The 19,339-nt window shown below is 64.6% G+C and carries 15 protein-coding genes, 1 tRNA gene and 2 pseudogenes; 12 read left to right on the top strand and 6 right to left on the bottom strand.

Annotated features, from left to right (window positions below; genetic code table 11):
• From APH30_RS18370 to APH30_RS18355, 4 genes are all read left to right on the top strand, one after another.
• Positions 1 to 267: PepSY domain-containing protein (locus tag APH30_RS18370; protein ID WP_256222067.1), on the top strand; the 267-nt coding region annotated here is incomplete at its 5' end.
• Positions 268 to 936: a response regulator transcription factor gene (locus APH30_RS18365; RefSeq protein WP_009685936.1), complete on the top strand. Its 669-nt coding sequence runs from the start codon at positions 268 to 270 to the stop codon at positions 934 to 936.
• Entirely contained in the window at positions 933 to 2,249 is a 1,317-nt protein-coding gene (locus APH30_RS18360) for a sensor histidine kinase (protein ID WP_054913382.1), read from the top strand. Before APH30_RS18365 ends, APH30_RS18360 begins: the two co-directional genes overlap by 4 nt.
• A gap of 252 nt (positions 2,250 to 2,501) precedes the next feature.
• A complete protein-coding gene (locus APH30_RS18355) occupies positions 2,502 to 3,659 on the top strand; it encodes an HPP family protein (RefSeq protein WP_054913381.1) in 1,158 nt (385 codons plus the stop codon).
• Here APH30_RS18355 and APH30_RS18350 read toward each other — a convergent pair.
• Positions 3,633 to 4,499 (bottom strand): LysR family transcriptional regulator, encoded by an 867-nt coding sequence (locus APH30_RS18350; protein ID WP_009685932.1) that lies wholly within the window; start codon positions 4,497 to 4,499, stop codon positions 3,633 to 3,635. The two genes, APH30_RS18355 and APH30_RS18350, sit on opposite strands and share 27 nt — an antisense overlap.
• A 178-nt stretch (positions 4,500 to 4,677) precedes the next feature.
• Between APH30_RS18350 and APH30_RS18345 the strand changes: the two genes are divergently transcribed.
• Entirely contained in the window at positions 4,678 to 6,567 is a 1,890-nt protein-coding gene (locus APH30_RS18345) for a propionyl-CoA synthetase (RefSeq protein WP_054913380.1), read from the top strand.
• Between the two features lie 5 nt (positions 6,568 to 6,572).
• On the opposite strand, the pseudogene zapE reads toward APH30_RS18345, so the two are convergent.
• A pseudogene (gene zapE / locus APH30_RS18340) lies at positions 6,573 to 7,640 on the bottom strand (cell division protein ZapE); the annotation flags it as partial.
• Between the two features lie 130 nt (positions 7,641 to 7,770).
• Complete coding sequence (locus APH30_RS18335) at positions 7,771 to 8,013, bottom strand: DUF465 domain-containing protein (protein ID WP_054913379.1); 243 nt, start codon at positions 8,011 to 8,013, stop codon at positions 7,771 to 7,773.
• A 257-nt stretch (positions 8,014 to 8,270) separates the two neighbouring features.
• Here APH30_RS18335 and APH30_RS18330 point away from each other — a divergent pair.
• A tRNA-Gln gene (locus tag APH30_RS18330) sits at positions 8,271 to 8,345 on the top strand.
• A gap of 141 nt (positions 8,346 to 8,486) precedes the next feature.
• Here APH30_RS18330 and APH30_RS18325 read toward each other — a convergent pair.
• Genes APH30_RS18325 through APH30_RS18315 form a run of 3 tightly spaced genes read right to left on the bottom strand, consistent with a single transcriptional unit; the run spans position 8,487 to position 13,626 of the window.
• On the bottom strand, positions 8,487 to 10,886 hold the full coding sequence (locus APH30_RS18325; RefSeq protein WP_054913378.1) for a response regulator: 2,400 nt from the start codon (positions 10,884 to 10,886) through the stop codon (positions 8,487 to 8,489).
• Positions 10,887 to 10,899: 13 nt separating this feature from the next.
• On the bottom strand, positions 10,900 to 11,361 hold the full coding sequence (locus APH30_RS18320) for a response regulator (RefSeq protein WP_009685925.1): 462 nt from the start codon (positions 11,359 to 11,361) through the stop codon (positions 10,900 to 10,902).
• Positions 11,362 to 11,367: 6 nt separating this feature from the next.
• Positions 11,368 to 13,626, bottom strand: a complete 2,259-nt coding sequence (locus APH30_RS18315; protein ID WP_054913377.1) for an ATP-binding protein — start codon at positions 13,624 to 13,626, stop codon at positions 11,368 to 11,370.
• A gap of 267 nt (positions 13,627 to 13,893) precedes the next feature.
• Between APH30_RS18315 and APH30_RS18310 the strand changes: the two genes are divergently transcribed.
• The 6 genes and pseudogenes from APH30_RS18310 to APH30_RS18285 all read left to right on the top strand — a co-directional run bounded on the left by APH30_RS18310 (position 13,894) and on the right by APH30_RS18285 (position 19,263).
• Complete coding sequence (locus tag APH30_RS18310) at positions 13,894 to 14,421, top strand: spore coat U domain-containing protein (protein WP_054913376.1); 528 nt, start codon at positions 13,894 to 13,896, stop codon at positions 14,419 to 14,421.
• A gap of 30 nt (positions 14,422 to 14,451) precedes the next feature.
• Entirely contained in the window at positions 14,452 to 14,988 is a 537-nt protein-coding gene (locus tag APH30_RS18305; RefSeq protein ID WP_054913375.1) for a spore coat U domain-containing protein, read from the top strand.
• Positions 14,989 to 15,006: 18 nt separating this feature from the next.
• Positions 15,007 to 15,537 carry a spore coat U domain-containing protein gene (locus APH30_RS18300; protein ID WP_054913374.1) on the top strand — a complete coding sequence of 177 codons (531 nt, stop codon included), beginning with the start codon at positions 15,007 to 15,009 and terminating at the stop codon, positions 15,535 to 15,537.
• Positions 15,538 to 15,540: 3 nt separating this feature from the next.
• A pseudogene (locus APH30_RS18295) lies at positions 15,541 to 16,044 on the top strand (spore coat U domain-containing protein).
• A 39-nt stretch (positions 16,045 to 16,083) separates the two neighbouring features.
• The gene (locus APH30_RS18290; protein ID WP_054913373.1) at positions 16,084 to 16,860 is read left to right on the top strand and encodes a molecular chaperone; all 777 of its coding nucleotides are present in this window, start codon (positions 16,084 to 16,086) and stop codon (positions 16,858 to 16,860) included.
• A gap of 108 nt (positions 16,861 to 16,968) precedes the next feature.
• Complete coding sequence (locus tag APH30_RS18285) at positions 16,969 to 19,263, top strand: fimbria/pilus outer membrane usher protein (RefSeq protein ID WP_218186812.1); 2,295 nt, start codon at positions 16,969 to 16,971, stop codon at positions 19,261 to 19,263.
• Positions 19,264 to 19,339 lie beyond the last annotated feature (76 nt).

The raw sequence follows: 19,339 nt of genomic DNA, 5'->3' as shown, positions 1-19,339 counted from the left end.
GCCGTGTGCTCGCTGGCAGCCGCCCGCGACCTCGACCAGGATGAAGCCCTTAAACTGCGGCAAAAGGGCGTCATCCTGCCACTCGAACAGTTGCTGGAAACCGCCCTGGGGCGTTACCCCGGGGCGCGTTTGCTGGAAGCCGAACTGGAAGAGGACGATGATCGCTACGAATATGAGGTCGAGCTGCTGACGCCTGCTGGCGTGGTTCGCGAAATCAAGCTTGACGCCAGCACCGGCGCCCTGCTCAAAGATGAGGAAGACGACTGAATGCGCCTGTTGCTTGTCGAGGACAACGTACCGCTGGCCGATGAGCTGATCGCCGGCTTGCAACGCCAGGGCTATGCCGTGGACTGGCTGGCTGATGGCCGTGACGCGGTGTACCAGGGCCAGAGCGAGCCTTATGACCTGATCATCCTCGACCTCGGCTTGCCGGGCATGCCGGGCCTGGAGGTACTCGCCCAGTGGCGTGCCGCTGCGTTGGCCACGCCGGTGCTGATCCTGACCGCGCGCGGCTCTTGGGCCGAGCGTATCGAAGGGTTGAAGGCAGGGGCCGATGACTACCTGAGCAAGCCGTTTCACCCCGAAGAGTTGCAGTTGCGCATACAGGCGCTGTTGCGCCGTGCCCGCGGCCTGGCCAACCAGCCCAGGCTGGAAGCGGCCGGCCTGCACCTGGATGAAGGCCGCCAATGCGTGAGCCGCGACGGTGTAGATATCCAGCTGACTGCTGCCGAGTTTCGCTTGCTGCGCTACTTCATGCTGCACCCACAGCAGATCCTGTCCAAAAGCCACTTGGCCGAACACCTGTACGACGGTGAAACCGAGCGTGACTCCAATGTATTGGAGGTGCACGTCAATCACTTGCGCCGCAAGCTGGGGCGCAGCGTGATCGAAACCCGCCGTGGGCAAGGTTACATCTACGCCGGGAGCGCCGAGTGAAGTCGATCCAGGCGCGCTTGAGCCTGGGCCTGGTCGCTGTGCTGGTGGTGGCGGGCGTGGTGCTGGCACAACTGACCCTGTGGTTGTTCGAAGCCGGCCTGCAACGCTACCTGGAAAACGGCCTGCGCAAGGAAAGCGAGAACCTGCTGGTGGCGCTGGTGCGGGGGCCGTCCGGCCTGCAGCTGGACGAGCGGCGTATCTCGGCGGCTTATCAGCGGCCGTTTTCCGGCTACTACTTCCGCATCGACTTCGACCAGGGCACCTGGCGTTCTCGCTCGTTGTGGGACCTGGATATGCCCAAACCGGCGGCCCCAGGGCTTTCCGACAGCCATGAGCTGCGGCCGGAAGGGCAGCACCTGTTGGCACTGCGTGCCGACTACCGGCGCCTGGGGCAGGATATTTCCATCAGCGTGGCCCAGGACTATTCCCCGGTACGCCAGGGGTTCCGGCGCCTGCAACAGATCGGCCTGGGCATGGGCCTGGTGGCGTTGATCCTGGTGCTGGTGCTGCAGCGCATCACCGTCACCCGCTCGTTGCGGCCGCTGGAGCGGGCTCGTCAGCAGATCGCCCAACTGCAGCAGGGGCAGCGTTCGCAACTGGATGCCGAAGTCCCCAGCGAGTTGGCCCCGTTGGTGGGGCAGATCAACCATTTGCTCAGCCACACTGAAGACAGCCTGCGCCGTTCCCGCAATGCCCTGGGCAACCTTGGCCATGCGCTGAAAACACCGCTGGCGGTGCTGCTCAGCCTGGCGTCGAGCGAGCGCCTCAAGGATTTGCCGCAAGTCAGCGCGCAGATGCGTGAGCAACTGGAGCAGATCCAGCAACGCCTGGCCCGTGAGTTGAACCGGGCGCGCCTGGCCGGCGACGCCCTGCCAGGCGCGCAGTTCGATTGCGATGCCGAGTTGCCCGGCCTGCTCGAAACCCTGGGCATGATCCATGGCGAAGGTTTGCTGCTGGCCAGTGATGTGCCGCCCGGGCTGTCACTGCCATGGGACCGGGAAGACGTTCTGGAGCTGCTGGGCAACCTGCTGGACAACGCCTGCAAATGGGCTGACAGCGAAGTGCGCCTGGGGGCCGAGGCGGATGCCGAAGGGTATCGGCTGTGGGTCGATGATGATGGGCCAGGCATTCCCGAGGGGCAGCGCCAGCAGGTGCTGGGGCGCGGGTCGCGGCTGGATGAACAGGTGGACGGGCACGGCCTGGGCTTGGGCATCGTGCGTGACATCGTGGAGGCCTGGGGAGGGCAGCTGGCGTTGCAGCAAAGCCCGTTGGGCGGGCTGCGGGTGAGCCTGAACCTGCCGCGCAAGGCCTAGTGGTCCCGAGCCGCGCCTGCGGCTGCGGCGGCCTGCTTTGCCGATAGGCACTGCAAAAAAATTGCAGTACAGGCGCATTTTTTTGAATTGGCCCAATCGCGCCGCGCTCGGCACAATGCCTTCACGAAACCGTGCGGTTTCCATCTCTCCATGGACGGAGCCCCTTGTGATATTGCCTGCGCAATACCAGGCCCAGGCAGCTGCCCTGGGCTTTCTTTTCAAACCGAAAAAAACACGACCCCGATAGTTCAAATGCCTGCCTCGCGTTCCGAAAGTCGTCTGCTGCGGCTATTGCCGCCCGCCCTGAATATCCCCCCCAAAGAATGGTTGCGTGCCGGTATTGGCGCACTGCTTGGCTTGTTCCTCGCCGGCTGGCTGACCAGCATGGCCTACGGCCCGGGCATTGCTCTGCACTTGCTCGGCCCGTTGGCCGCGTCGGCGGTGCTGGTGTTCGCGGTGCACTCCGGCCCGTTGGCCCAGCCTTGGCCAGTGCTGGGCAGTTACGCCCTGGCAGGCGCTGTTGGCCTGGCCATGCGCCAGGGGTTCGGCCCCGAGTTGTGGGTAGCCGCCGTGGCGCTGGGGATCTCGATCCTGGTCATGTGCCTGCTGCGCTGCCTGCATCCCCCGGGTGGCGGGGTGGCTGTCAGTGCGGTACTGGCCGACCCGGGCCTGACCGCCCTGGGCGACCACCTGTTGCAACCGGTGTTGCTCAATGCACTGATCCTGGTAACGGTGGCAGTGCTCTACAACCGCCTGACGGGCGTGCGCTACCCCAAAGGCGCGGTAATCCGCAAGGACCTGCACCATACCCATGACCCGCTGCCTACCGAGCGCGTTGGCGTGCGCGGCGAAGACCTGGACCATGCTCTCGAAGAGCTGGGCGAGTTCGTGGACGTCACCCGCGACGAACTGGAGCGCATCATCCTGGCCACCGAGCAGCATGCCTTGCAGCGCAGCCTGGGCGGCATCACTGCGGCGTCGGTGATGTCTCGCGATGTGCAATTCGCCAGCCCCGACACGACGCTGGAGCGGGCCTGGGCCATGCTGGCCAGCCATCATCTGAAAACACTGCCGGTGCTGCAGCACGGCAAACTGGTCGGCATAGTCAGCCTCAGCGATCTGGTTGGCCCGGCCATGCAACGTGGCCGCTTCACCTGGCGCGGACTGTTCGGCCGCCCGCCCGTGCGTCTGGCCCAGGTGATGATGCAGCCAGTGGTCAGCGTCAGCAGCCAGCACCCGCTGGAGCGCCTGCTGCCGCTGCTGTGCGAACAAGGCCTGCATTGCCTGCCGGTGCTCGACGATGGGCGCCTGGTGGGGGTGATCACCCAGACCGACCTGATCGCCGGCCTCAAGCGCCAGTTGCTCAGCAAGGCCCAACAGGTTTCAGAGAACAGGGTCCCAGCGTTGTGACCAGTCGCTTGCGCCGGCTGCCACCAGCCGGCGCAGCACGCTGAACGCCTGCTGCAGGGCTTCGCTGTCGCGTTTGCGCGGGTAGACCAGATAGGTTGGGTAGGTGAATTCCGGCGCGTGCGGGACTCGCTCGAAAACCCCGCTGTCGAGGTAGGCCTGGACCACCCGTGTGCGGAAGTAGCCGCTACCGCCTTGGTCGAGAATGAACTGCAGCGCCAGTGGGCCGAGGTTGAAGCTCAGCGCCGGGCGCGCGCAGTCGGGCAAGGCGGCGTCATGCTGGCGGCGGAAGGCCTGGCCCCAGTCGATGTAGATATACGGCTCGGGCCGATCGACCCGGCGCACGCGGATCAGCTTTTCTTCCATCAACTGCTCGACCTGCAAACCCGGGCCATAGGTTGGCTGGTAGACCAGCGCAGCGTCCAGCAGGCCCATCTCGACCTTGCGCAGCAGCGCCTCGCCGTCGCTGACCTCGCTGCGGATCGCGTGGCTGGGCAGTTCGCGATGCAGGGCGCTGACCCAATCGAGCATCATCGGGTTGCCCAGGCTCACTTCACCGCCTACATGCAGCACCTGCTGGCAGCCCTCGGGCAGCGGCAGGTCACGGCGCGCCGCCTCCCAGGTCTGCACCAGCTGGTTGGCATAACTGACGAAAGCTTCGCCATCGCAGGTCAAGCTGGCGCCACTGCGGCTGCGCACGAACAACTGGCAACCCAGCTGCTGTTCAAGGCGCTGCACCCGGGCGGTGATCGCCGTTTGCGAAACGAACAGGCGCTCGGCGGCAGCGACCAGGCTGCCGCAACGCACGATCTCCAGAAAGGTACGGGCCTGTTCGATATCCATGGGCTGCTCGGTGGCTTGAGGGGGGCCTATTCTAGGGGTTTTGCACCGAAATAGGGCGCATTGGCGCGTTATGCAAATTTGCAGGTCGGTTGTGACTTTAGTCGCCTGGCGAGGCGGGCGGTGAAGGCCATACTTCAGGTTCGCCCTTCAATAACAACAAAATCGGGTTCCTTTCGATATGAGCTACCAGCACAGCTACGCCCAGTCCATCTCCGACCCTGCCGCTTTCTGGGCGGAACAGGCCGCTCACCTGGCGTGGTATCAAAAACCTGCCCAGGTCTTGCACGAGAACGCCGATGGCACCCACCGCTGGTTCGCCGATGGCCGGCTCAATAGCTGCTACCTGGCCCTCGATCACCAGATCGAGCAGGGCCGCGGCGAGCAATTGGCGCTGATTTACGATTCGCCGGTGACTAGCGTGCAGCAAACCTACACCTACCTGCAGTTACGCGACGAGGTGGCGCGCCTGGCCGGCTTGCTGCGTGAACTGGGCGTTAACAAAGGCGACGGCGTGATCATCTACATGCGCATGGTGCCGCAGGCGGCCATGGCCATGCTGGCCTGTGCGCGGATTGGGGCGGTGCACTCGGTGGTGTTCGGAGGCTTCGCCGCCAACGAGCTGGCCCTGCGCATCGATGACGCGCGGCCGGCGCTGCTGCTGACGGCTTCCTGCGGGCTGGAGTTCGACAAGGTGATCCCCTACAAGCCACTGGTCGACCGTGCGCTGCAACTGGCCAGGCACCAGCCGCGCTCGGTGCTGGTGCTGCAGCGGCCGCAGGTGAAGGCCGATCTGCTGCCAGGGCGCGACCTGGATTGGCAGGTGGCGGTGCAAACTGCCAAGCCGGTTGAGCCGGTGGCGCTGGATGCCGGTGACCCGCTGTACATCATGTACACCTCGGGCACCACGGGCAAACCCAAGGGCATCGTCCGCGAAAACGGCGGCAACGCGGTGGCACTGTGTTACGCCATGCGCCATATCTACGGCATGCAAGCCGGTGATGTGTGGTGGGGCATTTCCGATGTGGGCTGGGTGGTGGGGCACTCGCTGATCGTCTACGGGCCGTTGATGAGCGGCTGCACCACGATATTCTACGAGGGCAAGCCGATTCGCACGCCAGACGCCGCTGCCTACTGGCGGGTGGTCGAGCAGTATCGGGTCAATGCGCTGTTCTGTGCGCCCACGGCCATGCGTGCCATTCGCAAGGAGGACCCGCAGGGCGAGCGGGTACGCAACCATGACCTCAGCTCGCTGCGTCATGTGTTCCTGGCGGGTGAAAAGCTCGATTCGAGCACCCATCAATGGCTGGAGCAGGTGAGTGGCAAGCCTGTGCACGACCATTGGTGGCAGACCGAGACCGGCTGGCCAGTCACTGCGCCCTGCGTGGGGCTGGAGGGCAGCGCGGCACGGCCGGGTTCGAGCAACCGCGCCGTGCCCGGCTATCACGTACGTGTGCTGGACGACGAAGGGCGCCTGCTGGGCCCCCACCAGCAGGGCTCGATCGTGATCGCCCTGCCATTGCCGCCCGGTTGCAGCCAGACGCTGTGGGGCGACCACGCACGTTACCTGCAGGCCTATCTGCACAGCTACCCTGGCTACTACCACACGGGCGATGGCGGCTACCTGGACGATGATGGCTTCGTTTACATCATGGGGCGCACCGATGATGTGATCAACGTATCCGGGCATCGGCTTTCCACGGGGGAAATGGAAGACCTGGTGGCGCGCCACCCGGCAGTGGCCGAGTGCGCGGTGATTGGCGTGCATGACGAAATAAAGGGCCAGGTGCCGTTGGCGCTGGTGGTGCTCAAGGACGGCGAGGGCATTGCCGAGGCGCAGTTGCTGGTCGACCTGGTGGGCTGCGTGCGCGAGGAAATAGGCCCGTTGGCGTGCTTCAACCGAGTGCGGCTGGTGAAGCGCCTGCCCAAGACCCGCTCCGGGAAGATCCTGCGGGCGGTGTTGCGCAAGATTGCCGATGGGCAGGACTACGTCCCGCCTTCGACCTTGGACGACCCGGCAGTGTTGGGGGAAATCGAGGTGCTGCTGGCTGATCTGCCCAGGGCGGTGTAGCCCTGCGGCCCGACCACCTGCAGCTGCCCCAGGCGGCTGCGGGTGCGCATCAGGTCGGCAAGCGGCCCACCCAGGCTTCCTTCCAGTGGTCGTTTGCCGATCACCGTCACCTGCCTGTCCTGGTCGTACAGCACATCCACCAGGTTGACGAACCGTTGTTGCGCCGCCAGGGAGCAGTCCGCCAGGTCATCCAGGCCATCGATGACCCATTCGTCGTACTGCTCGGCCAGCACCAGGTAGTCGATCACCGCCGTGGCCTTTTCGCACAGGTCGTCGAAGCCGAGCACCACGCGCCGGCCCTCCACCGCAAGGGCGCGCAGTGGGCGCTTGTTCACGTCCAGCTGCACGGGCTGTGGCGCGGGGACGTGCAACGCCTGGCGCTGCGCGGCAGTGCCGGGCCATACATAATGCCCTTGGGTGAACCGCTGCTGCTCGCGGTTGGCCGGCAGGCTGCGAAAGTCGGTATCGCCACCGACTTCCAGGACCTCCATCGAGCTGTTGATCAGGCGGATCACCGGCAGGAAACGCTCATGGTACAGGGGGTTGGGCAGCAGCCCCTCAGGCGCGTAGTTGGACGTCACCAGCAAAAACACCCCGCGGCTGAACAAGGCATTGAACAGCCGGGTGAGCAGCATGGCATCGCCAATGTCATGTACATGGAATTCATCGAAACACAGCACCCGGCAATCGCCTATCAGCTCGTCCAGGGTCGCGCCCAGTGCGTCGTCCAGCGCCCGGTGGCGATGCATGCCTTGGTGCAGGCGGGCAAAAAAATCATGAAAGTGCAGGCGCTTCTTGGCTTCGACCGGTACGGCCTGATAGAAGCCGTCGAGCAGCCAGCTTTTGCCCCGGCCGACCGAGCCGTACAGGTACAGGCTACGCGGCTGGCCTTGCTCCAATTGTGCCAATTGCCTGGCCATGCAGTGGATCACCCGGCGCTGGCCATCGCTGAGCTGATAACCGCGGCTGTGCGCCTTGTCTTCGAACCAGGCGAGCAGTTCGCTCTGATGCGCGGCAGCGCCGCGCAGGCGTTGGCCAAGTTGGCGCAGCGGGGTAGGGATCCAGGCAGGCAAAAGCACAGCTCCTTGGGCATTGACGGGGCAGTGTGCAGCTTGCCCGAGGGCGGCGATTTTGACCAATAGAGAAATTGCGCGGCAATCATCACTTCTCGCGATAGGTGTCGCCGCCACGGCTGCCGCTGGGCTATGCCTTGCGTTCCAGCTGGCGCTCGATCATGTACTTCACCGCCAGGCGGCGCTCTTTCAGGTGGCGCAGGTCTTCGTCGACGAAATTGCCTGCCGAGATGGCCTCGGCGGCCAGTACCTGGTTGTCGATATCGACGTACTCATCCAGCAAGCGATCCAGTGCCTTGTCGACCTGGCGACGTTGTTGAACGATCTCGCGCGGGTAGTGCAGGTCCTGGTAAAGGTCGTGAGAGACGGGCATGGGTTCCTCCTTGGTCAATGCAGATGGGTTAACTGATTTGAAGGGAGGAACGCGAATGTGTTGAAGCGAAGCGAGAAGAAAACGACGGATGGTAGGCGGCGGCGGCAGAAATGACTAAGCCGCTGTTTTTTGGCAATTTTTTTTCATCAGGGGGTTCACAGACCGAAACTTTGTTGTTAAAGTGCCGCGCATTCCAAGACAACACGCAGTTGTCACTCACTTGGAATTGTCAGAGCAGTTCACGCTGCATCCGATACAGGGGCGTCGCCAAGCGGTAAGGCAGCAGGTTTTGATCCTGCCATGCGTTGGTTCGAATCCAGCCGCCCCTGCCATTTCCCAGTTCCAAACGTAACTTGCCCGGTGCTTATTCTGATGAGCGTCGGGTTTTGTCGTTTCTGCGCGTGCGAAATGCCACACCCACTGTGGCCGCAGCGTTGCGTTGGCCCAGGGCCGCAAAGCGGCCCAGCCATTGGTCAGCCCTGGCGCACTGCCAGGCCGCCCAGCATCTCGTTGAGCACGCGCGCCAGTTCATCGGCTTGCACCGGTTTCTGCATCACCAGGCTGCCCGGCAACTCCAACCCTTGCAACTCCGCATAGCCGGTAAGAAACACCACCGGCAGGTGCGGGCGCCGCTCGCGGGCCGCCAATGCCAGTTGCCCTCCGTTGAATTCCGGCATGGCGAAATCGGTCAGCAGCAAGTCGATCTCGTCATCCAGCAACGCCAGTGCCTGTTCGCCGCTGTGCGCCTGGCGCACCTGGTAGCCGTACTGGCGCAGTACATCGCCGAGCATGTCACGTACCAGGTGGTCATCGTCCACCAGCAGTACGGTCCGGTTACGGCCGCTATCGTTGATCGAAAGGCTGAGCACGGCAGCTGCCGGTTCACTGAACGCGCGGTCTTTCACTGCTGGCAGGTATACCGCCACCTCGGTACCACGCCCTGGCTTGGTGTCGATGCGCACACCACCACCGGACTGTTTGGCGAAACCAAAGACCTGGGCCAGCCCAAGCCCTGAACCCTTGCCGATATCCTTGGTGGTGAAGAACGGCTCGAACACCTTGGCCACCACCTCTTCGCTCATGCCGCACCCGGTGTCGCGAATGCTCAGCATCACGTATTCGCCCCGCTCAGGGTCTTCCGGGCGCTGTGGGGGGGTGTCGATGCAGGTGTTGTGGGTCGCCAGGATCAACTGGCCGCCATCGGGCATGGCATCGCGGGCATTGATGGCCAGGTTGAGAATGATCATTTCAGTCTGGGTCGGGTCGGTCAGCGCCTGCCACAGGCTTGGGTCCAGGTCCAGGCGCACCGAGATATTGCCGCCCAAGGTGCGGCGTAATAGTTCCTCAAGGCCCGCCAGGGTGCGGTTGAGGTTCAGCGGTACCGGTTCCAGGCGCTGGCGACGGGAGAAGGCGAGCAATTGCGAGGTCAACTTGGCACCGCGCTCACCCGCTTCGCGAACATGCTTGAGGCGCGACCGGGCTTTGTCCAGGTCGCCCCGGGTCAGATCGCGCTCAAGGAAACTGGCACCGGTGAGGATCACGGTCAGCAGGTTGTTGAAGTCGTGCGCCACGCCGGCAGTCAGCTGGCCGACCGCTTCCAGGCGCTGCATCTGCTGCAAGGCGGCCTCGATGCGCTCGCGCTCATCGATCTGCTCGCGCAGGCGCGCATTGGCTTCGGCCAGGCCCAGCGCGGTTTCGCGCTCGCTGGTGATGTCCCGGGCGACCACGTAAAGCAGCGTGTCTTCGGGCACCACGACCCACGACAGCCAGCGTTGCTGGCCACTGGCGTGGAGGATACGGCCGACGAAACGTGCGCTGGTGCGGCCGTGCGCGAGCGCGGCCAGTTCGGTCAACAGCAGTTCCTGATCGCTTTCGGGCAGCAGGTGCAACAGCGACGACTGGCTCAGGCGCTCGCGGGAAAAGCCCAGGCTGGCTTCCCAGGCGGGGTTCAGCGCCACCGGGGTGAGGTCCTTGTTCAGCACTGCCAGCAGATCCTGTGACAGCTCCCAGGCGCGGTCGCGTTCACGGGTACGGCGTTCCACCCGCTCGCCCAGCATCTCGTTGAGCTGGCGCAGTGCCTGGGTGGCCAGGCGCTGGGTGTTGATGTCTTGCAGCACGCCGGAAAAGCGCACGCACTGGCCGTTGACGAACTGGCTCTGACCACTGCTAAGCAACCAACGCGGCTCCTGGCCACTGGGCTGGGCAGTGCGAAACTCCACCCGGTACTGGCCACCGCTTTCGGGCAGCATGGCGTATTCGACGGCATCGCGCACCAGCGCCAGGTCGTCTGGGTAGATGCCGTCGTAGAATACCTGCATGGTCATGTCGGCGCTGGCGGGCAGGCCGAACAGGGTCTTGCAGCGCTCGTCGCATATCAACAGGCCATCTTGCGGGCGCAGGTCCCAGGTGCCCATGCCCGCGGCGTCGATGGCGATGCGCGCCCGCGCCTCGACATCGACCAGCGCCTCCTCGGCGCGGCGCCGGCGCTGGCGCTCCTGCACTTCGGTCATTGCCCGGCGTACCGCCTTGGGCAGTAGCTGCAGGTTCTTCTTCAGCACATAGTCGGTAGCACCCAGGCGGATCATTTCCACGGCGTGCTCTTCGCCGTAGATCCCGGATAGAAATATGAACGGGGTGTCGGCAGCCAGGCGCTGGGCGATGGCCAGCACCTCGGTGCCGGACGAGCCCGGCAGCACGCAGTCGCAAAGGATCAGGTCGTAGTGGTCCTGCTTCAGAGCATGCTCGACCCCCGTATGGTCGAATACCAGATGCGATTGCACATGCAGCCCGCTGCGCTCCAGGCGCATCAAGGTCAGCTCGGCGTCCATCGAGCTGTCTTCGACCATCAGTAGTTTCAACGGCGTTTGCGGCATCGTTGCGGCGGCCTCAATTGCTACCGCGACGGTTCAGCCGCAGCGAGCCAGGTGGTGGTTCATTCAGTACGGCCCAGAAGATGCCCAGGTCGGAAATGGCGGCGACGAATTCCTTGAATTCCACGGGTTTGACCACATACGCGTTCACCCCTAGCTCGTAGGCGCGCAGCAGGTCGGGCTCTTCGCGGGACGAGGTCAGCATGACCGTGGGGATGCTACGCAGCTCGGCGGTGGCGCGCACTTCCTTGAGTACCTCCAGGCCGTCGACTTTGGGTAGCTTCAGGTCCAGCAGCATTACAGCAGGGTTGCCGTCATCACGATCGGCATAGGCGTTGCGGCGCAACAGGTAGTCCAGCGCCTCGGCACCGTCGCGCAGGACGATGACCTCGTTGGCCAACTGGCTACGCTCCAGAGCCAAAAGCGTCAGCTCCAGGTCTCGTGGATTGTCTTCGACCAGCAGGATGGGTTTGAGCATGATTGTTCAGGTGCCTCGGGTAGTCGCGGGTTGGCGCGGTAGAGAAAAGTGGAAACTGGCGCCATGGTCGATCTGGCCCTCGGCCCAGACACGGCCATCATGGCGCTCGATGATACGGCGCACGCTTGCCAGGCCAATCCCTGTGCCTTCGAACTCTTCCATGCGGTGCAGGCGCTGGAATACCCCGAAAAGCTTGTTGGCGTAGGCCATGTCGAAGCCCACGCCGTTATCGCGGATACAGATTTCGGTTTCGTCCGGGTGTTGCTCGGCGCTGATCGAAATGCGCGCGGGCTCACGACCGCGGGTGTACTTGATGGCGTTGGCGATCAGGTTGTGCAATGCCAGGTTGATGAATGCCGGGTCCCCGATCACCTTCGGCAGTGGCGCGATGTCCCAGATGATCTCGCGGCCTTGGTAATCGGGCGCCAGTTCGCTGCGGATAGCCTCGACCAGGGCGTTCAGGTCGACATCGGACATGCGAAGGGCAGAGCGGCCCATTTGCGAGAAGTTGAGCAGGTTGTCCACCAGGCTGCCGGCGAAATTGGCGGCTTCACCGATGTGTTGCAGGAAGCGCTGGCCACGCTCGCTCAACCCTGCGCCCTCGATTTCGCCGAGCAGCTCGGTATAGCCGGCAATGTGCCGCAGCGGCGCGCGCAGGTCGTGGGAAACGCTGTACGAAAACGCCTCGAGTTCCTTGTTCGAGCGGCGCAGTTCACCGGCCAGCTGTGCCAACTCCTCGGCCTTGCGCAGCACAATGCCAAGCACCGCCGTGCGTAGATCCTGCACGCCCTCGACCACCAGTGGCTCCCAAGGTGCGCAGTAGCCATGCAGTTGCTCTTGCCAGCGCTCGAAACTGTGCCGCGGGTCGAGGTTGCCCTGTGGCCCCACCTGCTTGGTCGGCTGGCCTGCCCAATTCACCGTGCGTACCTGTTCGGGGCGGAACCACAGTAGGTAGTGCGAATGGATCTGCGAAATCGCAACGGCCAGCACGCCACCGGCATGGTCTGCCAGCTCGGGCAACTCGTCGATGTCGCGGCGCACGTTGTCGGTGCAAAATACATGTTCGTCGCCACGCTGGCTCAGCCAGTGCACCAGCGCCGTGACCTGGGCGGTGGGTGGCGTCTGGCCGAACAGGTCGCAGCGCTCTGCCGAGATCACCGCGGCGCCCTGGGCGTCGGCAAAGGTCAACAGGACGTCGGGCACATCGCGCAGGCCATCGCTGACGCTGTCATGGTCGGCCATGGACGAAATCATGCGGACAATGTGCTGGCGCAATTCCAGTACCTTGCTGGTGCTGGCGTGCGACTCGCGGGACTCGACCTGCAACGACAGCACGCTGGCCAGCAGCTCGCAGGCGGTGCGCGTACGCAGGTCTACAGGCCTGGGCTGCTGATGGTGGCAAGAGATCAGCCCCCACAACTTGCCATCGGCCACGATCGACAATGACATCGACGCCAGGGTGCCCATGTTGCGCATGTACTGCAGGTGCACCGGTGAAACGCTGCGCAGTGTCGCAAAGCTCATGTCCAGCGCCTTGCCGGTACGCGGGTTGGCTGCCGGCAGCAGCGGCGAAGGCTGGTAGTTGGCGTCCTCGATCACGCGGATACGGTTGACCCGGTACAGTTCGCGCGCCTGGCGCGGGATGTCCGAGGCCGGAAAGCACAACCCCAGGTAGCTGGGGTAGCCCGGGTCGGCGACCTCTGCCAGAACCTGGCCATTGCCTTCTGCATCGAAGCGGTAAGCCTTGACCCGGCCAAAACCGGTGATGCGCTTGAGTTGAACCACCGTTTGCTGCAGCAGCTCTTCAAGGCTGCCGGCCAGGTGCAGGGTGCTGACGAAGTTGCGCACCAGCGGGTAGTAATCGCCTTGCCCGGTGAGGTCGGACGGCAGCCGCGGTGGTTCGAATTCGGCGATCAGCACCTGATCGTGACGGTGGGCCAGCAGGTGCAAGGCGGCGGTGTGCGGTGCCCCTTCGCACAGGTGCACATCACCAATGTGAAAGGGGAATACTTCGTCTTCGGGTAGCCGCGAAAGGTGCATGCGCAAGTCGAACCCGCCACTGACCAGCTCGGCGAAATGGCAACCGATAAGCTCCCTGGCCGGCTTGCCCAGCCACTGTTCGACGTTTTCACTGGCCTGGAGTACCCGCAAGTCGGCTTCGTCGACGACCAGCAGGAAACCGTGGGGCTGGACGCTGCCGGGCACCTGGATCGGTTCCTGAGCGCAACGCTCCACGGCTTGGGCGAGCGCGCTATCTGCAGTCATCAATTGAAAGCTCCTGTCTTGTCGGTCCATGCTTGCCGCACGAGTTTGAGGCAGGATGATGGAGGTACACCTTATCAGAATATCGGCCCATTCGCCGGCTTCTGGCCATTTGAGGTCTGTGAATCACGATGGGTTCTGCCCCTTGCAGGTTTTTTTTCATCGAACGCTATCGCTTTGTTGCTAATACCAAAAAACGGTCGGTTGCAGCTTTTGGCGCCGTGCCTCGCTGCTAGGCTCAACTGAGCACAGAGCGATAAGGACAACAAGGTGAAGGAGCGCTTACTGGCCGGGTTGTTTGGCCTGTTACTGAGCAACGCTGGCGCAGCGGCAGACTTCCTGGTGGAGGTGCGGGTACTGGTGCAGCGCGGCTGCATGCTGGTCACCCAGGCCCGCGACGCGGGCGCGCAGGCTGCTGGGCGAATCGACCTGGGTGCTGCGCCGCGGCTGGATGGCCCGGCGGCACCGCTGGCCGGGGTGTTGCTGAGCCAGCGCCCGCCGCGCCTTGAGTGCAACCCCGACACGCCTTATCAAGTACAGGTCGACGGCGGCCAGCACGGCGGCACTGGCGACGTGCGTTTCCTGGCCAGCGACGACGCCCCGGGCCGGCCTATTCCTTATCGGCTCTATCGCGACGCGGCCTGGCGCGAGCCACTGCCAGTGAACGTTGCGCAGGCGGCCCGGGTGCCCGATAGCGGCTCGGCCGAATTGCCGCTGTATGCGCGAATCGACACGCTGGCCTGGGTGCCGAAAGCCGGCCTGTACGCCGACCTGTTGAAAGTCACGGTCACTTGGTGAGGATGCTGCCATGCACAAGGACGCGCAGCCATGAACCGCACCTCGATCCTGCTGTTGACCCTGGGGCCTTTACTGGTACCAGGCGGTGCAGCGCATGGCAGCGCCACTGGCTTCATTCAGGCGCGGCTGGTGATCAGCGCCGCCTGCCAGATCAGCAGCAACGAAGCACAACCGGCGACCCTGGCCAACCCGGGCTTGCTGGACTTCGGCGAGCGGGGCCCGAACTGGGACCAGCCGCTGCGTAGCCGGGTGGATGAAGCGGGCGGCGAGGGCAGCCTGCAAATCAGTTGCACCCCCGAAGTGCGTGCATTCAACGTGCGCATCAATGGTGGCATGCATGGTGACGACGGCATTCGCCGCCTCAGCAACGGCAGCCAGCTGATTCCCTATCAACTGGCACTCGACCCGGGCGGCAACAGCCGCTACGGCATTGGCCAGGCACGGGCCTTCACCATCAGCAGCACGCAACAGATACCGATCCCCATCTATGGCGTGGTTGTGGCGCAACCGCGCGCGCTGCCAGCCGGGCTGTACCGCGACACCCTCCGGGTGACCCTGGACTGGTAACCACGCAAGGAGACTCCGATGCGAACGAACCTTTCATGCTGCATCCTCGCCGGCCTGGGTTTGGCCCTGGCCGCGCAGGCCCAGGCCGCCACGGTGACCGGGACCATCAACTCGACGCTGACCTTGACGGCGGCCTGCCAGGTGAATGGCAGTTCAGGCACCTCGGGGTTGAACTTCGGCTCGCTGGATTTCGGCACCCAGGATGCCTTGTTCACCACGGCCAACGCACAGGTGCTGGGTAGCGGTGGCGCGCTGAGCATTCTGTGCTCGGCGGGCACGGTGCCGGCGATTCGCGTGCGTGCAGGGTCGCATGACGGCCAATCGACCGGCGGCACCCGTGCACTGGCTGATGGCGCGGGGAATTTCGTGCCCTACGACTTCTATACCGACTCCGGGCGCACCACCGTGTTGGCCATCGATGGCACCATCACCCTGCCAACCAGTACCGGTGTGGCGCAAACCGTCAACCTGTACGGCCAGGCGCGTGGCAAGGCCGGGTTGCCGGCTGGGGTGTACACCGACACGGTAGCCGTCGAGTTGTCGTTCTGAGCCATGCGCCATTGGCTGACGGTGGGCCTGGCTGGCCTTGGTGCGCTACTGGCGGCGCCACTGGATGCGGCCACTACCAGCACCTTCACGGTCGCGGCGCAGGTCGCTGCCGGTTGCCTGGTGGTGGGCGGTGTCAGCCAGTATGGGGTGCTGAACTATGGCACCCAGTCGGCGTTGTCCACCAGCGTGCTCAGTACCTCGCTGGGCGGCACCACGGTGACCTTCCAGTGCACCCCGGGTGTGGCGGTGAGCATGAGCCTGGGCGGTGGCCAGAACAGTACCAGCGGCACGCGCTATCTGAAGAACACCAGCGGCAGCTAGGTCCTGGCCTACCAGTTGTACCGGGATGCCGCCTACAGCCAGCCGTTGGGCGTAGGGCAGAGCGCCACCGTGAGCTACAGCGACGCCACGGCGATCAAGCTGCCGGTGTATGGGCGGGTTCAGCTGACCGGCAAGCTGCCAGCAGGGACTTATACCGATGTTGTGCAAGTGATGGTGACCTGGTGAACGCCAGCGGCGCCAATGACCAGTGCTAAGGAGAGCTTGATGGCAGTAGGCGCGAAGTGGGCGCGAGGGCTGATCGGGTTGTGGTGGCTGGCAAGCCTGCCGGCTGGTGCAGCCACCTCGGTGTTGATCTGGCCGATCGACCCGGTGCTGGAGGCCGACCAGAAGGCCGGCGCACTGTGGCTGGAAAACCGCGGTACCGAGGCTGCCAACTTGCAGGTGCGGGTGTTTGCCTGGCACCAAGGGCGTTACCAGGAGCAGTTCCAGGCCCAGCGCGAGATCATCGGCAGCCCCCCGGTGGCCAATATTCCTCCTGGGCAGAAGCAATTGATCCGTTTGACCCGCACCGGCCCTTCACCTGCCGGCCAGGAAAAGGCCTATCGCATCATCATCGACGAAATTCCGCCGGCCATCCCGCTCGACAAGGCCGGCCCCGGCACCACGGCCGCCATTCGGCTGCAGATGCGCTATTCCGTACCGCTGTTCGTCTACGGCGAAGGGCTGTGGGGCAAGGCGGACCCCGAGGGCCGCCGCACCGCCGCCAGCGTGGGCAAGCCCCAGTTGAGCTGGCGGCCTGTCACGGTGCAGGGCAAGCCTTATGTGGAGCTGCGCAATACCGGCCCGGTGCATGCACGGCTGACCGACGTGGTGCTGCAGCAGGGCGGCCAGCGCAAGGCGCTGGTCGAAGGTTTGCTGGGCTATGTGCTGCCGGGTGCGAGTATGCGTTGGCCGGCACCCGTGGCGACGAATACAGGCAGTGTGCTGCAAGGCCGGGTCAACGGCCAGGCCACGGCCGGCACCATACCCCAGGGGCAGTGAACCAGCACCAGAATGCAGCGCAGGGGCCAAGGAGGACCCGGCAATGGTTGGATACCGTGTGTGAAATGGCTAGCGCTAAGGTTGCGCCGCGGGTGCCTGCAGTTGGCCGTGCTTGGCCCAGCGCTGGCGCTGGCCGACGACCTGCCGCCGCCGCCCACGGAGCTGTCCGCCATTGCCGACGCCACGCTGTTCCTCGACCTGATGGTGAACCGCATGCCCAAGGCTGAGCTGGTGCCGGTGCAGCAGCGGGCCGGCCAGTTGTACCTGGACAGCGCCGTGTTGCGTGCGGCGGGTGTGACACTGCCCGGCGACCCGCAGGGCGAGATCGCCCTGGACGCGGTGAGCGGGCTGCACGCCGATTACGACAGCCGGAACCTGCGGCTGTTGCTGCAAGTGCCGCCGGCCTGGTTGCCCGAGCAGCAGGTCGGTGATCGTAACCTGTACCCGCCCAGCGATGCGCGGAGCAGCTTCGGCGCGTTGTTCAACTACGACCTGTACCTGAACGACACCGATGACGGCGGCACCTACCTGGCGGCCTGGAACGAACTGCGCGTGTTCGACGGCTGGGGCACCTTCGCCAGCACCGGGCAATGGCGCCAATCGTTCAATGGCGCGCAGGCCGACCCGGCAAGGCGGGGCTTCCTGCGCTACGACACCACCTGGCGCTTCACAGACGAGCAGCGCCTGTTGACCTACGAGGCCGGCGATTTCATTACCGGGGCACTGCCCTGGACCCGTTCGGTACGGGTGGGCGGCGTGCAACTGTCGCGCGACTTCGCCGCACGGCCGGACCTGGTCACCTACCCCTTGCCGGCCTTTGCCGGCGAAGCCGCGGTACCGACCTCGCTCGACCTGTTCATCAACGGCTACAAGGCCAGTTCCAACGAATTGCAGCCAGGCCCCTACACGCTGACCAACGTGCCGTTCATCAACGGTGCCGGCGAAGCGGTGGTGGTCACCACCGACGCCCTGGGCCGGCAGGTTTCCACCACCTTGCCGTTCTACGTCACCAGCAGCCTGTTGCAAAAAGGCCTGTCAGACTATTCGATAGCGGCCGGGAGCCTGAGGCGTGACTACGGTGTGCGGGACTTTGCCTACGGCGCGGGGGCGGCCAGCGCCAGCCTGCGCCATGGGGTAAGCGACACGTTCACCGTGGAAACCCACCTTGAAACCGCTGCCTCGCTGATGCTGGGTGGCCTGGGTGGCAACCTGCGGCTGGGCAACTTCGGTGTGCTCAATGCCGCGCTCGCGCAGAGCCGTTTCGACGGCGATCAGGGGCAGCAGGTCGCGCTGGGTTACCAATACAACAGCCAGCGCTTCGGTTTCAGCTACCAGCGCCTGCAACGGCGTGCCGACTATGCCGACCTGAGCCGGGTCGACACCCCGGACATACAGGCAAGCACACGCAGCGAGCAGGTCAGCCTCAGCCTCAACCTTGACAGGTACGGCAATGTCGGTGCCGGCTACTTTGACGTGCGCGCTGCAGACGGCACGCGTACCCGGCTGATCAACCTGAGCTACAGCAGGCCGTTGTCAGGCAGCAGCAGTGTGTACCTGTCGGCCAACCGCGAAATCGCTGGCGGGCAGTGGGCCGTGCAGGCGCAACTGGTGATTCCGTTCGACACCCATGGCACGCTGGCGCTAGGCCTGGAACGCAGCAACACCGGTGAAACCCTGCAACGGGTCAATTACGGGCGCGCCGTGCCGGTAGGCAGCGGCGTGGGCTATAACCTCGGCTATGCCCAGGGTAGCGACCGCGATGCCTATCGCCAGGCCGATGTGACCTGGCGCTTGCAGTCGGTACAGCTACAGGCCGGCGTATATGGCAGCAGCGGCGCAACGACCCGCTGGGCCGATGCCAGTGGGTCGCTGGTATGGATGGATGGGCTGTTCGCCGCCAACCGGATCGACGACGCTTTCGTCGTGGTCAGTACCGACGGCTATGCCGATGTACCGGTGCGCTATGAAAACCAGGAGGTCGGCCGTACCGATGCCAGCGGCCACCTTCTGGTGCCGTACAGCAGTGGTTACTACCGCGGCAAGTACGAGATCGACCCCATGGACCTGCCGCCCGATGTGCTGGCGCCGAATGTGGAGCAGCGTGTGGCCGTGCGCCGCGGCAGTGGCTACCTGCTGGAGTTCCCGCTGAAACGGGTACTGGCGGCGAGCATCGAGCTGGTCGATGCCAGCCAGCAGCCGCTGAAACTGGGCAGCCGGGTGACCCACGAGCAATCGGGCAGCCATTCTGTGGTCGGTTGGGACGGGCTGGTGTACCTGGAGAACCTGTCGCCACGCAACCGCCTGCAGGTCGCGCTGGAGGGGGGCGGGCGCTGCCAGGTCGAGTTCGACTTCCCCGAAGCGCAAGGTTCGATCCCATTGCTTGGGCCGTTGGTGTGCCGATGACGGCCTGGCAGCGGGGCCTGCTGGCAAGCTTGCTGTGGTTGCCGATGGGGGCCGCCTGGGGGTTGTGCTCATCGGT

The organism is Pseudomonas sp. NBRC 111127, from assembly GCF_001320345.1.
Lineage (GTDB): Bacteria > Pseudomonadota > Gammaproteobacteria > Pseudomonadales > Pseudomonadaceae > Aquipseudomonas > Aquipseudomonas juntendi.
This window is presented reverse-complemented; position numbering and strand designations above follow the sequence as displayed.